The organism is Streptomyces sp. SID13726 (assembly GCF_010548375.1).
Classification (GTDB): Bacteria; Actinomycetota; Actinomycetes; order Streptomycetales; family Streptomycetaceae; genus Streptomyces.
In genome coordinates this window covers 1-13,222 of sequence record NZ_JAAGLY010000025.1, presented here as the reverse complement: position 1 = coordinate 13,222, position 13,222 = coordinate 1, and the positions used below count along the sequence as shown (strand labels likewise).

Sequence of the window (13,222 nt, the reverse complement as noted above, 5' to 3'; positions counted from 1 at the left end):
GCATAGCCGGGCAGGCGGATCTCCGTCCCGCGGTTCCTCCACGCACTGCTCTGCCCGGCCGCGACCTGGACCGCTTTCGTCGCGTCACCGAGGGACCGACTTTGAATTTCCTTTGCTTGTGTTTGGATTTTCTTCGGCCTATTCAATGGATGCCTTTTACTTCTGCGTCCGGCGAACAGGGCGCGGCCTGATGACTTGATCCGCTCCCGGGTTCATCGGCAATAGAAGATTTGTACGCCCCTTTGCACAGGCCGGTGATAGGTTCTCGCCCGTCTGCGGATCTTGCGTTGAGCAACTGAGCGCGCAGGGACCGTAATTGACGCTGTGTCACCGGCTCCGCCCGGCGCCGGTAGGGGGAGGGGGAACATGAGGGTCAAGTCTGCCCGCGCCAAGCTGGCTGCGGCGGCCTTCGCCCGGTGAACGTCGACGCTGCGGTGCCCGGATCGAGAACGCTCCGGGCGCTGTGCCTGATGGCGGTGTGTGTGCTGGCCGCCGGGTGCACGGACGCCGTGGCCGACAAGCCCGCCGCGTCCCGGCGGCCGGCGACTCCGAGCGCTGGACAGAGCAGTCCGCGAGTAACTCCCTCGCCTGTGCCCTCGGTTCACTCCGAAGGCCGTACACGTGTCCTGGTGTACGGAGACCTGGTCGTTCGTGCCACACCGGAAAGCAGCGGTGTCCGTACCGAGATCGAGGTGACCAACACCTCCGGGCGGGACACCACGTACTCGGTCCAGATCAGCATCGCGGACGGCAAGGGCTGGACCGCGTACAACCGCTACTGGCTTCAGGATGTCCCTCCGGGCAGAACCGGCCGCGACGAGGCGGTCATCGGCTCGAAGGACATGGGCCCGGTTCCGCAGGTTCCGAAGATCTACGTCGATCAGTTCACTCCCATCGCCGGCTGAGACCCGGATCGCCGCACAGGTACCGGTCAACGTCCGTATCTCCCTTGCCGAGAAGAGATGAGGAAACCAGTTGATATCCGGCCGTAGAAGACCCGCGGTGACGGTCCTCGCCGTCACCGCGGCCCTGACCGGGCTGATACAGATCCAGCCCGCCGCCGCGAAACCCACCTCCCCCGAGCCCACTCCCTCGTCGCAGCCGGCGCCCACCGCTCCGAAGGGGGCCGTCAAGACGCCGGACACCACCCTGGGCAAGGGCTGGAAGACCTCCTCCGACCGGGCCGTGACCAGCGCCGCCGACAGCGACGGACTGCACCTGCTCGTCGCGGACAGCAAGGACGCGTACGCGTGGAAGACGGTCACGGTGCTGAGTGAGCCTCAGCTTCCGGCCGACACGTGGATCGGCAACAGCTGTGTCATGGACGACCACCACGCGGCCGTCGTCTACGCCCCCCGCACCTTCACCAACAAGCCGGACCTGATGATGGGCGGCGCGTTCACCGCGGTCGTGAACCTCGACGACGGCGGCGTCACCAAGCTGCCGTTCACCGCGTCCCTGGCCTACTTCGACCCGACCTGCAACCCGGCCACGCACACCGCCGCCTTCACCGCGCTGCGCGACACGAAGACGCGTCTGGTCACGGTGGACACCAAGGGCGCCACCGTCGCCGACACCACGGCGAAGGGCGAGATCACCTCGGCCGTGCCCACCGGGGACGGCGTGATCGCGGCCGCCGGGAACCGGCTCGTCCACGTGGACCGCAAGGGCAGGACCACCGCGCTCACCGCCACCCGGCACGCCCCGTACGGCATCCGGGTGGCCGCCGACGGCACGGTCGGCTATCTCGACCGCACCGGCGACACCGATGCCGACGTACAGACCTTCGCGCACGGCAGGAAGTCGACCGTCGCGAGCGGCCGGCTCACCGCGATGAACCTGCGCCAGGGCACGGACGGCAAGGTCTACCTGACCGGAAAGGCCACCCGCGGCAAGGGCTTCGCGGCCAGCGGCATCAAAGCCCTGGACGTCGCACCCGACGCGGAGGTCTCCACCCGCGGCCGCCTGGCCGTCGACCCCGTCCTCTCCCCTGCCGTCCTCGCGGGCGTCGACAACATCAAGAACGCCGGCCAGGGCTTCACCAGGACCACGACCGAGGAACCCGCAGCCGGGACGACACCGGGTCACGTCAGCCACACCCTGACCATCACCGGCACCGCCGCCGGCACCGGCAGGCACACCAGGCAGGCGGCCCCGGCGCCCGGCAGCACCGCGGGCAGCAGGCCGTCACCGGCACTGACCGGTTCGGCGAAGCCGCAGCTGTCGACGATGAGCACGCTGACCGCGGCCGACGACGACTCCCGGGCCCACGATCCGGTCGACACCGACGCCTGGTGCTCCGTGCCCCGCAACGACACCGCCACCCAGGCCCTCCAGCCCACCCCGAACCAGGTCGAGTGGGCCGTGGACATGGCCGTCCGCGGCGATCTGCGCTCCGGCTACCTCACCCAGGGCGGCTGGCGCTCCCAGACCGGGATCTCCACCATCGACCCGCAGGGCATGTTCCCGGTCCCCACGCTGAACGGCACCAGCGGCCGTATCCCCGCGCAGGTCGAACTCGGCATCCTCGCCCAGGAGTCCAACCTGTGGCAGGCCGAATCCGGCGCCATCCCGGGCCAGATGGGCAGTCCGCTCGCGGCCGTCGACGGCTATTACGGACACCAGAGCGGCGGCACGCTCGCCGACTACTGGACGATCAACTGGGACAAGTCCGACTGCGGCTACGGCGTCGGGCAGGTCACCGACGGGATGCGCAAGGCCGGATACGAGAAGGAGGGCGAGACGTCCCTCCCGGTCAGCACACAGCGCGCGGTCGCCCTCGACTACGCCACCAACATCGCCGCCTCGCTGCACATCCTCGCCGACAAGTGGAACGAGGTGCACGAGTCCGGCCAGACGATCACCGTGAACAACGACGACCCGGCCAAGCCCGAGAACTGGTTCGCCGCCGTCTGGAACTACAACCTCGGCTTCAACAAGAAGGCGGACGAGGGCACCAACGGCAACTGGGGTCTGGGCTGGTACAACAACCCCGCCAACCCGGTCTATCCCGCCTCCCGGCTGAGCTTCATGAACACCGACATGGACCCCCTCGCCGCCAAGGACGCCGCCCACCCGCAGAACTGGCCCTACGAGGAGAAGGTGATGGGCTGGGCCGCCTGGTCCATCGACACCGGCCACTCCTACGCCACCTCCGGCCGCCAGGACTGGCCCGGCGAGTCCGGCTTCTCCTCCGCCGGCTTCCGGCCCGCCTACTGGAACGGCACGTCCGCCGCCTACACGGTCCCCGGCGCCGCGACCTACAACCGGGCCCACGTCTCACCGCCGCTCGACACGTTCTGCAACTCCCAGAACAACTGCGACACCGCCAACCCGCCCGACTGCCCGGACGCCGCCTGCTACACCCAGTACTGGTGGAACGCGTCCAACGCCACCTGGAAGTCCACCTGCGCCTCGACCTGCGGCTTCGAGAACATCAAGTACCAGACCCTGGTCAGCGAGCCTGGGCGCGGCTCCCGGCTCCAGTACGGCACGCCCGTGTGCAGCGGGGCGCCTGCGGGCTCCTACGTCGTCGACTCGGTACCCGCAGCCACCCCGACCTGGAGTGACTGCGGAACGACGACATCCGACGGGTCCTTCCAGTTCACGTTCTATCCCGACCCGAACGCCACGGGTCCCGGCATGGGCCAGTACGACGCCAAGGCCGACCTGCACCAGATCGGCGGCGGCTATCAGGGCCACTTCTGGTACGCGCACACCCGTGACGCGGCACACCTCGGCGGCGACGCCGGGCGCATGACCGTGCTGGGCACATGGAAACTCAACGGCCCGCTCCCCAAGAAGGGCGCCAGGATCTACGTCCACGTCCCGGACACCGGTGCGCAGGCGACGGACGTCGAGTACTCGATCCCCACCGCCGTCGGCACCACCGTCACCCGGCTCGATCAGAGCGCCAACGACTCCAACAAGTGGGTCGACATCGGCGCCTACCGTTTCAACGGCACGACACCCCAGATCAGTCTCTCCAACAGCACTGACACCGGCACCGGAGACAAGGACGTCGCCTGGGACGCCGTCGCCTTCGTACCGGTCGACGAGCATCTGATCGACATCAGCCTGCCGGAACCCGACGCCACCGCGCCCAATCCAGTTCTCGACGACTACCAGGAGCCGAGGACAGGCAGCCGGGACATCCCCGCCACGACAGCGCTTCGCGCCACGCCGAAGACGGAGGGGACCGCGTCGAGCACGTGCAAGAGCATCGGTGGCGGCCGGACCGTATGCATGTCGGTCGGCAAGCCGGGAGACCTGACGAGCAAGGAGAAGGCCAAGGTCAGCAGCGCACTCGCCACCGACAGCACCTACGATCTCGTCACCTGGTGCGGCGACACGGGTGTCTCGGTGGGCAACGACTGGTTCAAACGGTACGAAGCCTGTCTGAAGAAGATCACCCCCATCTCGTTCGACTACTACGTGGAGATCAACGGGGATCCGTACTGGAGCGGTGGGGCGAAGTTCGCGTCATCCGTCCAGATCAAGCTGCAGGCTGCCGCACCGACCTTCCAGCAGAAGATCTCCTTCATCCCGGTCGAGTTCACCGAGCCGTCCGCCGGCGGCCCCGCTCCCGCGACCGAGGGTTTCGGCCCGCTCACCATGACGCCGTCCTTCGGCTGCGCACCGGAGTGCTCCACCAGCGCGGCGGTCTGGGAGGGAAGCAACACCTGGCAGACCAACGGCACGGACCTGCACTCCGCCTACGCCACCTACACCAACGAGTGGACGGGGCAGGAGGACGACAAGGAGCTCAAGCTCTCATGGGAGGTTCAGGGCCAGGTCGCGAGCGGGACCACGCCGGTCATGCTCACCCCGGCCGATCTCGGAACGTCCACGCCCGACTTCGACGTCCGATGCGACCGGACGGCCGGGACGACCACCAGCCCCGGATGCGTCTTCGAGAAGTACGTGCCCACCTACGTGTTCAACTCCGCGAAGTATCCGGCTGCGGCAGCGCACGCCTGGCTGATCAGTGAAGGGCTTCCCGGCCACCCGGGCAGCAAGTCCCACGACTCGCCGCTCTTCTACCTGCCGCAGGCGGACAAGAACCTCTACGAGCGGGACCCGGAGGACAACCGCCAGGTAGTGTGCCCGGACTCCTATGTCAGGAGCCCGCAATCCACCCTGTTCCTGACCAACAACCCCAATGACAGACCGAGTTGCGACGAATTCCCCTTCGCCGCCACCTACCAGAGCGCGGGCATGCCCGCCGCCATGGGAGGAACCAACCCTTCCACCGGTGACAAGTGTGTGCAGACCGTGGCCACCCGGTCCGACAGCGGACAGTACAAGCTGTACGACGACGACCGCTACGACTTCCCCAAATGGAACGAGGTGTGCGGACGGTCCTCCATGTCGGGATGGGTCAACTCCGGTTCCATGGCGCGCTTCCCCAAGGGATTCGTCGACAAGTACCGCCTCATGGACACCGATGAGTACTTCATCGAGACTCCCGGCTTCTCGTCGTGCTCGGCGGCCTCTCTGCCGGTCGTCTGCACGATGGCCCCGTAGAACCGTCTGAAGGCCGAGTGGGGGGTGTCCCGTCGGGACATCCCCCACTCGTGGGTCCGCAGGTCACCAGAAGCGCGGCTCGTCCCTCACCGTGACCGACGTGGGCAGACGGCCGTCGACCACCGCGTCCCTCGGGAGTGACAGGCCGAAGTGCGCTTCGATCGCCGCGAAGGTACACGCCATCGCCTCAGCGGCGGACTGGCTCTGGCCGTCGCCCCACGGAACACGTCGTCCTTCGCCATCGAGGACACCGAACTCCTTCATCGCGGGAACGAGGAGATCCGGCTGCGAGCCGCCGTTCTCCACGCGCTCCGACAAGAAGGGAAAGAAGCACACGGAGTGCCCGTCCTTCGCGTAGGAGAAAAGGGACGGCGGGTGATCGGGCTGCGGATTGAAGTGCACCAGCTCGACCCCACCGCTCGATATCCTGTCGCTTTCGAGCAACGCGTTGGAACCGGCCCCTGACTCAACGGCGAAAGACCATCCCCCGAGTTCACCGAAACGTGCCACCGTGTAGCAGCTCTCGTAGTCGAGCATCCCGAGGGCCTGCGCCTCGGTCATCTCTGCGGGAGGTTCGCCGGGGTCTGCACCGAGACGGACCGCCAGCTCCCGGGAATCGATGCCGCGAGCGAACGACAGACAGTACCCACGCGACCGCCATTCGCCGGCCACCCACCGAATCCCATCCATGCATCCTCCACACACCGACTGGTGTCCACACCCTGCCATATCGCCGTACGGCACCGTCGGCCTCGTCGAGGGTGCCGGGACGACTCGCCGTGCCCCTGGAGATCGCCAAGCGCACCGACGACACGACAGGGTTCGTGGTGCTGCCCGACACAGCCGGCCCGGCCCGCGAGATCACTCCACGACCCCTGCCCCCCGCAACTCCCCCTTCACCACCTTCCCACTCGCGTTCCGAGGCAGCCCCACCACGAACTCCACCACCCTCGGCACCTTGTAGTTCGCCATCTCCCGCCGAGCCCACGCGATCAGATCGTCGGCGGTCAGGACAGCACCCGGACGGCGCACCACATACGCCTTGCCGACCTCGCCGAGCCGGGCGTCCGGCACCCCGATCACCGCCACGTCGGCCACCCCCGGGTGCAGGCCGAGGAGTTGCTCGATCTCCGCCGGGTACGCGTTGAAGCCGCCGACGATGAACATGTCCTTCAGGCGGTCGGTGATCCGCAGGTTGCCCGCCGGGTCCAGGACGCCGATGTCGCCGGTGCGCAGCCAGCCGTCCGGGGTCACGGCCTCCGCGGTGGCCGCCGCGTCCTCGTAGTAGCCGCGCATCACGTTGAAGCCGCGGACCAGGATCTCGCCGGGCTGTCCGTCCGGTGCCTCGACTCGCACCTCCGTGCCGGGGATCGCCCGCCCGGACGTCGACGCGATCACCGGCAGCGGGTCACCGCGCCGGCACATCGTGACGATGCCGCTCGCCTCGGAGAGGCCGTACGCGGTCAGGACCGTCTCCACGCCGAGTTCGCCGTGCAGTTGCTCGACCAGTCGGAGGGGGACGACCGCGGCGCCGGTCACCACCAGGCGCAGGGCGGACAGGTCGTGGGAGGAGCGGGCCGGGTGGTCGAGGAGGGACTGGTGGAGGGTGGGCGGGCCCGGGAGCACCGAGACGCGTTCCGCGGCGATGTTCGCGAGCACGGTGTCGACGTTGAAGACCGGCTGCGGGATCATCGTCGCCCCGCGCATCAGACAGGCGATCACCCCGGCCTTGTAACCGAAGGTGTGGAAGAAGGGGTTGACGATCAGATAGCGGTCGCCCTGTCTCAACCCGGCCAGCTCGCACCAGACTTCGTACGCCCGCAGCGTCTGCTCGTGGGTGATCACCGCACCCTTGGGGCGGCCCGTGGTGCCGGAGGTGAAGACGATGTCCGAGGGCCAGTCCCCCTCGACGGCCGAGGCACGCGCCCGCACCTCCGCCTCCCCCACGCCGTCCCCGCTCGCCAGGAAGTCCTTCCAGGTGCGGTAGTCGGCGGGCGCGTCGTCCGAGAGCACCACGACCTGCTCCAGGTCCGGAAGACCGGGCCCCTCCGCCACCGCCCGGCGCAGGGACGCCACGTACGAGGTGCCGAGGAAGGTGCCGGTGATGAAGAGCAGCCGGGTCCCGCTGCGGCGCAGGACGTCCGCCGCCTCCGTGCCCTTGAAGCGGGTGTTGAGCGGCACCAGGACCGCGCCCGCCGACACCGCGCCCAGCGCCGAGACCATCCAGTCAAGGGAGTTGGGGGCCCAGACGGCCACCCGGTCGCCGGGCCGCACGTCGTTGGCGATGCAGGCCGCCGCCGCTCGCTCCACGCGGGCGCCCAACTCGCCGTACGAGACCCGCTGACGGCCCTCCACCACGGCCTCCGCGGAGCCGTACCGCTCCGCCGCCCGCCGGACCAGTTCCGGGATGCTGCGCCACTCCACATCGGCCTCCCCGAAAGCGGAAACGCGTTAGCTGACTACCCGTCAGATTAGCTGTAGCCTGACGGGCTGTCAGCAGCCCTCACAGTGTGCGGAGGTGCGTACGGCGTGACCCTCAAGGACGCCACGGCGATCGTGGGTATCGGACGAACTCCCTTTGCCAGGAACCTCGCCGAGGACGAGAGGACGCTCGCCTGCCGGGCCGTGCTCGCCGCCCTCGACGACGCCGGTATCGACCCCGGCGAGGTCGACGCCCTGGCCTCGTACACCATGGAGGAGACCGACGAGGTCGAGCTGGCCAAGTCCGTCGGCTTCGGTGACCTCACCTTCTTCAGCAAGGTCGGCTACGGCGGCGGCGGTTCGTGTGCCACGGTCGCCCATCTCGCGGCGGCGATAGCGAGCGGCCAGGCGAGCGTCGGGGTCGCCTGGCGCTCGCGCAAGCGCGGGTCCGGGCCCCGCCCCTGGACCAACACCACCGTCCAACTCCCCACCCCCGCCCAGTGGACGAGACCCTTCGGCCTGCTCCGGCCCGCCGACGAGATCGCCATGCTCACCCGCCGCTACATGCACGAGTACGGCGCCACCCGCGACCACCTCTTCAACGTCGCCCTCGCCTGCCGCAACCGCGCCAACCAGAACCCCGCCGCGATCATGTACGACCGCCCCCTGACCCGCGAGATGTACATGACCTCCCGCTGGATCAGCGAGCCCCTCTGCCTCTTCGACAACTGCCTGGAGACCGACGGGGCGTTGGCCTGCGTCCTGGTCAGCAGGGAGCGCGCCCGGGACTGCCCGAACACCCCGGTCTACGTCCACTCCGCCGCCCAGGGCCTGCCCGCCCAGCACCACGGCATGGTCAACTACTGGAACGACGACCCGCTCACCGGACCCGCCTGGACCGCGGCCCGACACCTGTGGAAGCACGCCGACTTCACCCCGCAGGACGTCGATGTCGCCCAGATCTACGACGCGTTCACCGCCCTCGTGCCGCTCTCCCTGGAGGGCTACGGCTTCTGCGGGCGCGGCGAGGGCGGCGCCTTCACCGAGGGCGGGGCCCTGGAGATCGGCGGCCGGCTGCCGATCAACACCGGGGGCGGCGGGCTGTCCGAGGCGTACGTGCACGGCTTCAACCTCATCGACGAGGGCGTACGGCAGCTGCGCGGCACCAGTACCGCCCAGGTGCCGGACGCCGCCACCTGCCTCGTCACCGCCGGCGAGGGCGTCCCCACCTCCGCTCTGCTGCTGACCAACAGGACCGACGGGAGCTGACATGCTCGAACCGGTGAAGGACGCCACGGGCGCCCCCTTCTGGGAGTACGCGGGCCGGGGCGAACTCCGCGTCCAGGCCTGCGCCGACTGCGGCGAACTCCGTTTCCCGCCCCGCCCCTGCTGCCCGCACTGCCGGTCGTTCGGGACCGAGTGGCGCCCCGTCTCCGGGCGCGGCCGGATCTGGTCCTACGTCGTCCCGCACCCGCCGCTCCTGCCGGACTACGCGGCGCAGGCGCCGTACAACGTGATCGTGGTGGAGCTGGAGGAGGCCCCGCGGATCCGGCTGGTCGGGAACCTGGTCAGCGTGGCCGGGGCGCCGATCGGCTCCCTCGACCCGCACCGGATCCGGATCGGCGCCCGGGTGCACGTGGTGTTCTCGGACGGACTTCCGCAGTGGGTGCTGTCGTGACCGGCCTGCGGGTCGCCGCCGACAAGGAGACCGGCGTCGCGGTCGTCACCCTCGACCGGCCGGACCGGCTCAACGCCATCGATCTCGGGATGCGGGACGAACTCGTCGATGCGTGGCGGGAGTTGCGGTTCGACGACACCGTACGGGCCGTCGTGCTGACCGGTGCCGGGGAGCGGGCCTTCTGCACCGGCCTCGACCGGGACGCGGAGGTGCCGCAGCCCGACTCCCCGTACATGGCGGACGATCCGCTCCTGCACGTGGGGCCGAAGTCCAACGACCTCTGGAAGCCGGTCGTCGCCGCCGTGAACGGGATGGCCTGCGGGGGCGCCTTCTACCTCCTCGGCGAGAGCGACTTCCTGATCGCCGACCCGGCCGCCACCTTCTTCGACCCGCACACCACGTACGGCATGGTCAGCGCCTACGAGTCGGTGCTCATGGCGCAGGTCATGCCGCACGGGGAGGCCGCCCGGACGGCGCTGATGGGGACGGCGGAACGGCTCTCCGCGGAGCGCGCCCACACCATCGGACTGGTCACCGAACTCACCGAGCCGGGTGGGGTGTTGGCTGCCGCGACCGCCGCCGCGGAGGTCATCGCCGGGTACCCGGCGGAGGGGGTGCAGGGCACGGTCCGCGCACTCTGGGCCGCCAAGGAGTCCGCCGTACGGCAGGGCTTCGCGCAGGCGCCGCACCTCGTCTCGCTCGGGAACCTGCCCCTGGAACGGCAGGCCGGACTGTTCCGTTCGCGACAGCCCGGGTTCCGATTGCGTTAGCAATCTCGGTGCCCCATACAGGCGTATGCTCACCTCATGGTTGAACATCGCACGATCGACGTGAACGGCATACGGCTGCACATCGCGGAGGAGGGCGAGGGACCGCTCGTCGTGCTCCTGCACGGCTTCCCCGAGTCCTGGCACTCCTGGCGCCACCAGTTCGGCCCGCTGGCCGCGGCCGGGTTCCGGGCGGTCGCGCCCGACCAGCGCGGATACGGCACGAGCGACCATCCGCGGGACGTGTCGGCGTACAGCATCCTCGACCTGGTCGGTGACGTGGTCGGGCTGATCCACGCGCTGGGCGAGGAGTCGGCGTACGTCGTCGGGCACGACTGGGGGGCGCCGGTGGCCTGGCACACCGCGCTGTTCCGGCCCGACGTGGTGCGCGGGGTGGCGGGGCTGAGCGTGCCGCCGCCGTTCCGGGGCGAGCGGCCGCCGCTCGTGACCATGCAGGAGCGGTTCGAGGGCCGCTTCTACTGGAACTACTTCAACCGGCCGGGGGTGGCCGACGCCGAGTTCGGCAAGGACCCGCGCGCGGCCCTGCGCAGGCTGCTCTACGGCGCCTCGGGCGACGCCCCCGGCGCCGGCCGCTACGAGCAGGCCCTGGTGAGCGACCCGGACCGCGGCTGGCTCGCGGACATGCCCGACCCCGTCGAACTCCCCGCCTGGCTCACCGAGCAGGACCTCGACGAACTCGCCGCGAGCTACACCGACGGCTTCACCGGCGCCCTCAACTGGTACCGCAACCTGGACCGCAACTGGCACCTGACGGCCCCGTGGCACGGCGCCAGGGTCACCCCGCCAGCCCTCTATGTGTACGGCGACCGGGACCTCGTCCCGGCGTTCCCCGGCACCCCGGAGCTGATCGAGAAGCTTCCGCAGCTGATGCCGAACCTGGTCCGCGAGCCCCTGGTGCTCCCGGGCTGCGGCCACTGGACCCAGCAGGAGCGGCCGGACGAGGTGAACGCGGCGCTGCTGGAGTTCCTGACGGGGCTGCGGGACTGACGGTCAGTTCACCCGGTCGGCTTCCGGTTCGACCTGGCAGTGGTCGAGGTGCTTGAGGAGGGCGGCGCTCGCCATCACACGGACGGTCTCCGTGCCCTTCGCGTCCACCGTGACCTCCGGGTACTCGACCGAGAGCAGGTGCCCGTCCTTGTCGTCGAAGGAGAAGGAGACCTTGAAGGTGCCCTGGCGGCTGTTCGGGTTGGTGACCTCGGCCGTCGAGTACGGGTCGCTCTTCGTGGCACAGCTCACGAGCCGCACCGAACCGTCCTTCAGCACCTTGGTCCGGCTGGACGAACTGCCGCCGCCGCTTCCCCCGCTGGTGCTGTAGCTGTCGTGGTCCTGGCGGGAGCTGCTGCACCCCCCGCCGCTGTCACCGTCGCGGTGACTGCTCTTGTGCCGCCCGCTGCTCTTGTGGCCGGTGGAGAACCCGGTCAGCGCGAGCAGCACCACCGCCATGACCGTCGTAAGCCTGAGAACACGCCCCCGTGAATGCATGTGATCACTCTAACGGGGGCCGCTGACAGCGCCCTCAGTTGGTCCGGGCCGTCCCCGTCCCCTTCTCCGCGTCCAGCGCGTACACGCACCGGTCCTTGCTGCACGCGTACACCACTCCGTCGCGCACCACCGGCGAACCCGTGATCTCCCCGCCGGTGGCCAGCTTCCAGCGCAGGCGGCCGTCGTCGGCCTTCAGGGTGTAGAGGAGGTGGTCGGTCGAGCCGAAGTGGATCCGGCCCTCGGCCACCGCGGGCGCCCCCACAATGTCGCCGCCGGCCTGGAAGCGCCACTTGGGCGTGCCGGTGACGGCGTCCAGGGTGTAGAGGCCCTTGCCGCTGCCCACGTGCACATGGCCCCCGGCGACCAGGACCGGCTCCACCGAGGCACGGGCCTCGGTCGCGATCCGCCAGCGGTCGCGGCCGTCCGCCGCGTCGAGGGCGTACACCGTGCCGAGGTAGTCGGCGAGGTAGACCCCGCCGCCCGTGACCGCGGCGCCCGGCACGAAGGTGGGCGGGCACAGGAAGACCGCGGGCGCCTCGAAGTGCCAGCGCACCCGCCCGGTCGCCACGTCGAGGGCCATGACCCGGGTGCCGGCCGAGAGGTACACGAACCCGTCGTTGGCCTGGGCCACCCGGACCGGCACCCCGCCGCAGGAGGCCGCGTCGCCGATGGGGAACGCCCAGCGCTCGTCGCCGGTACGGGCGTCCAGGGCCCGCAGCCGGCCCTCCTGCCAGACGTACACCGTGCCCTCGTGGAGCGCGGGGCCCGCCTCCGGGGACTCGAAGTCGGTCTGGCAGCCGGCGATCTCCCAGAGCTTCTGGCCGTTGGCGGCCTCCCAGCCCTGGACGCCGCCGCCGCGGGTGCCGGTGACGACCGTGCCCCGCTCGGCCTTGAGGGAGTACACCCAGGCGTCGGTGTTCAGCCGCCACTGGTCGGCGCCCTCGCGGGCGTCCAGGGCGAAGAGGGTGGGGCCGTCGGAGGCGTGGATACGGCCGTCCGCGACCGCCATCGACCAGGCCACGTCCCGGGTCTTGAAGCGGCGGCGGCCGGTGCCGACGTCGAGGGCGTGCACCTCGAAGGAGGTGACGTAGACGAGGTCACCGGCGACGGACGGGGTGCCCCACACATCGTTCGACATGCGGAAACGCCAGGGGCGCCAGCCCGCCGCGGTCTCCGCGGGCACGGGCTGCGGCGCCGGTACGGCGGGGCCGACGGCGGGTTCCGTGCCGTTGACGCCGGGGCGCGGCCGGGACCAGGAGGCGACCAGCCCGGCCTCCGGCGGCGGCGCCTTCACGGCCACCAACGTGGGCCGAGAGGCCTACGCCGC

9 protein-coding genes and 1 pseudogene are annotated in these 13,222 nt (G+C 70.0%); 6 read left to right on the top strand and 4 right to left on the bottom strand.

Annotation, left to right across the window (positions count from 1 at the left end; all coding sequences use genetic code 11):
* Nucleotides 1-692: 692 nt before the first annotated feature.
* A complete protein-coding gene (locus G3I78_RS39145; RefSeq protein WP_164433789.1) occupies nucleotides 693-905 on the top strand; it encodes a hypothetical protein in 213 nt (70 codons plus the stop codon).
* Between the two features lie 97 nt (nucleotides 906-1,002).
* On the top strand, nucleotides 1,003-5,526 hold the full coding sequence (locus tag G3I78_RS53030; protein WP_164433787.1) for a Tat pathway signal protein: 4,524 nt from the start codon (nucleotides 1,003-1,005) through the stop codon (nucleotides 5,524-5,526).
* Between the two features lie 63 nt (nucleotides 5,527-5,589).
* Here the strand turns inward: G3I78_RS53030 and G3I78_RS39135 are convergent, their stop codons facing one another.
* A complete protein-coding gene (locus G3I78_RS39135) occupies nucleotides 5,590-6,216 on the bottom strand; it encodes a DUF6461 domain-containing protein (RefSeq protein WP_239158325.1) in 627 nt (208 codons plus the stop codon).
* A gap of 171 nt (nucleotides 6,217-6,387) precedes the next feature.
* Complete coding sequence (locus G3I78_RS39130) at nucleotides 6,388-7,950, bottom strand: FadD3 family acyl-CoA ligase (RefSeq protein WP_164433783.1); 1,563 nt, start codon at nucleotides 7,948-7,950, stop codon at nucleotides 6,388-6,390.
* Nucleotides 7,951-8,055: 105 nt separating this feature from the next.
* Between G3I78_RS39130 and G3I78_RS39125 the strand changes: the two genes are divergently transcribed.
* From G3I78_RS39125 to G3I78_RS39110, 4 genes are read left to right on the top strand one after another with little or no spacing between them, the layout of a single operon-like run.
* On the top strand, nucleotides 8,056-9,216 hold the full coding sequence (locus G3I78_RS39125; protein ID WP_164433781.1) for a lipid-transfer protein: 1,161 nt from the start codon (nucleotides 8,056-8,058) through the stop codon (nucleotides 9,214-9,216).
* A 1-nt stretch (nucleotide 9,217) separates the two neighbouring features.
* Entirely contained in the window at nucleotides 9,218-9,625 is a 408-nt protein-coding gene (locus G3I78_RS39120) for an OB-fold domain-containing protein (RefSeq protein WP_164433779.1), read from the top strand.
* Nucleotides 9,610-10,395 carry an enoyl-CoA hydratase/isomerase family protein gene (locus G3I78_RS39115; RefSeq protein ID WP_164433777.1) on the top strand — a complete coding sequence of 262 codons (786 nt, stop codon included), beginning with the start codon at nucleotides 9,610-9,612 and terminating at the stop codon, nucleotides 10,393-10,395. Before G3I78_RS39120 ends, G3I78_RS39115 begins: the two co-directional genes overlap by 16 nt.
* A gap of 36 nt (nucleotides 10,396-10,431) precedes the next feature.
* Nucleotides 10,432-11,400 carry an alpha/beta hydrolase gene (locus G3I78_RS39110; RefSeq protein ID WP_164433775.1) on the top strand — a complete coding sequence of 323 codons (969 nt, stop codon included), beginning with the start codon at nucleotides 10,432-10,434 and terminating at the stop codon, nucleotides 11,398-11,400.
* Between the two features lie 3 nt (nucleotides 11,401-11,403).
* Here G3I78_RS39110 and G3I78_RS39105 read toward each other — a convergent pair whose 3' ends face one another.
* Both G3I78_RS39105 and G3I78_RS39100 read right to left on the bottom strand, forming a co-directional pair.
* Nucleotides 11,404-11,895 carry a hypothetical protein gene (locus G3I78_RS39105; protein ID WP_164433773.1) on the bottom strand — a complete coding sequence of 164 codons (492 nt, stop codon included), beginning with the start codon at nucleotides 11,893-11,895 and terminating at the stop codon, nucleotides 11,404-11,406.
* A gap of 34 nt (nucleotides 11,896-11,929) precedes the next feature.
* Nucleotides 11,930-13,192: pseudogene (locus tag G3I78_RS39100) on the bottom strand (PQQ-binding-like beta-propeller repeat protein); the annotation flags it as partial.
* Nucleotides 13,193-13,222 lie beyond the last annotated feature (30 nt).